Here is a 2,081-nt window from a genome sequence, read left to right as displayed (position 1 = left end):
TCCTGGAGCCGAGCGCGCATCTCCTCAAGGGTGATGTCGTCTTGTCCGTCGATCAGGCCACGCAAAAACGCCTCGTGCGGATCGAGCTTCGAGCGGCGCGCCCGCCCTTGCGGACGAGCGGCCACCGTCCCCGTCGACGTGAGCGCGGCCATCCAGCGGATCGAGGTCGCGATGCCGACCCCGAAGCGCGCGGCCGCCTGGCGGCGCGAGGGCGTTGCCGCGGCCTTCACCACGCGCTCGCGCACATCCTGGCTGTAGGTTCGGCCCATGCTTCGCTCCTTCTCAAGAGCGATCAGTGAATCAGTCCAACAGCGCCGGGTGAACCCCACCTGCCCGATTCAGCGCAGCCCGAAAACGCTCTAGCAAAAAGATATCCTTGAAACAGACGGATGCCAGTCGAATATAGGGTCGTCAGTTCGGCCTCGGTCTCAATGCCTTCAGCAATCACTGCCACGTTTAGCTGGCGCGCCATCGTAACCACACCAGTAACGATGGTGTGACGTGCGAGAGAGGTTGCGATGCCGCGAACTAACTCCATGTCGAGTTTGATGAAGTCAGGTTGAAAGCTTGCCAACAGATTTAGGCCGGCATACCCAGCACCGAAGTCGTCGAGCGCCGTGGCAAAACCGTGCTTACGATACTCGGTGATGATCCGCTGGACGTGGGCAATGTCCGTCATGCGCTCGTTCTCCGTGAACTCGAACATGATCTGCCGGCGAGCGAAGCCGACGCGATGGGCGGCGTCGAGGGTCGCACGGATGCAGGCTGCAGGCTCATACACGGCGTTCGGCATAAAGTTGATCGATAGCCGCGTTTCCTGATCAGAGAACAAGGAGGCGGCAAGTTCGATCGCTTTGACGCGACAGGCTTGGTCGAACTTGTACCGGTTGCTCTCGTCTACCATGCCGAGGATCTGCCCCGCTCCCTGCCCCTCAGTTCCTCGAACCAAAGCTTCATAGCCCCAGACGGTATTCTGCCGGAGATCAAGTATGGGGTGGAACGCCATCGTAAACTCGAAAGGCAGTGGCTTCCCGTCGCGGCACCCCTGGCATTTCATCGTAGTCATCACAGCCGCTCCACCTACATGTGATGAAACTAGATGCGTGTAATGAAATCTAAGTAAACATGTTAATTTTGATCAAATGATCAAATCCCATGCCATGGGCCATGACACGAATGCCCAGGAAAAAATTATGATATGATGGCCTGCTTCTGTTCACCCTCCCCGCGGGGCAGTTTAGGTCGTGAACTCATAACGTCTGGCACGGTTTGGCCGTGGCATCGTTGGTTCTCCGAATGGAGGACCGAGGACGGCGCGGTTTGACCTGACGGATGAAGAGTGGGCGGTGATCGAGCCGGTCCTGCCGACGGACGTGCGCGGCAAGGATCGGGTGGACGACCGACGGGTGCTGAACGGGATCTTCTGGCGGCTGCGCACGGGCGCACCGTGGGCCGACATCCCGGCGCGTTACGGGCCCTACACGACCTGCGGCAACCGCTTCCGGCGCTGGCGCAAGCGCGGCATTTGGGATCGGCTTCTGGCTGCCGTGTCGAAGGCTTACGAGGGCGATCTGCAGATGATCGACGCCACCAGCGTGCGGGTTCACCAGCACGCAGCCTGCGCCAAAAAAAAGACGGCGGATCCGGTGGCATGGGTCGCTCACGGGGCGGCCTGACCAGCAAGATCCACGCGCTGGTGGATGCCGAGGGCCGTCCCCTCGCGTTGAAGATCACGCCCGGTCAGGCGCATGACGGGCGCTCGGCGACCGACATGCTGGGCGGGTTGGGTGAAGGCCAGGTCCTGCTGGGTGACCGGGCCTATGACAGCGATGCGCTGCGAGCCCGGATGTCCGAGCAGGGTGCTTGGGCGAACGTGAGGCCAATGCCCAACCGCAAACAGGTCCTGGCCTTCAGCCCGTTCCTGTACAAGTACCGCAACCTGGTCGAGCGCTTCTTCAGCAAGATCAAGCACTTCCGCGCCGTCGCCACCCGCTACGACAAGGATCCCGACAACTTCCTCGCCAGCGTCAAACTCGCTGCCGTCCGGGTCTGGCTGCGAACTTTATGAGTCCGCGACCTAG

At 61.2% G+C, this 2,081-nt stretch carries 2 protein-coding genes and 1 pseudogene; 1 reads left to right on the top strand and 2 read right to left on the bottom strand.

The features are described 5' to 3' along the window. Together MKK64_RS03345 and MKK64_RS03340 are read right to left on the bottom strand one after the other, a co-directional pair. Positions 1 to 269 (bottom strand): annotated as a pseudogene (locus MKK64_RS03345) (IS630 family transposase); the annotation flags it as partial. 23 nt (positions 270 to 292) lie between these two features. After that, complete coding sequence (locus tag MKK64_RS03340; protein WP_243932234.1) at positions 293 to 1,066, bottom strand: EAL domain-containing protein; 774 nt, start codon at positions 1,064 to 1,066, stop codon at positions 293 to 295. A gap of 214 nt (positions 1,067 to 1,280) precedes the next feature. Between MKK64_RS03340 and MKK64_RS03335 the strand changes: the two genes are divergently transcribed. Continuing rightward, a protein-coding gene (locus MKK64_RS03335) for an IS5 family transposase (protein ID WP_243932235.1) occupies positions 1,281 to 2,068 on the top strand; the annotation gives its coding sequence in 2 pieces (ribosomal slippage) (positions 1,281 to 1,623 and positions 1,623 to 2,068; 789 coding nt in all). Positions 2,069 to 2,081 lie beyond the last annotated feature (13 nt).

The sequence above is a fragment of the Methylobacterium sp. E-025 genome (genome assembly GCF_022829705.1).
GTDB lineage: Bacteria > Pseudomonadota > Alphaproteobacteria > Rhizobiales > Beijerinckiaceae > Methylobacterium.
The sequence above is the reverse complement of the archived record's forward strand: the minus strand, read 5'-3'. Positions and strand labels throughout refer to the sequence as shown.

What these genes read in the sequence shown, in the direction of transcription:
- MKK64_RS03340 (WP_243932234.1), bottom strand. Translation starts at nt 1,066, where the DNA reads ATGACTACGATGAAATGCCAGGGGTGCCGCGACGGGAAGCCACTGCCT.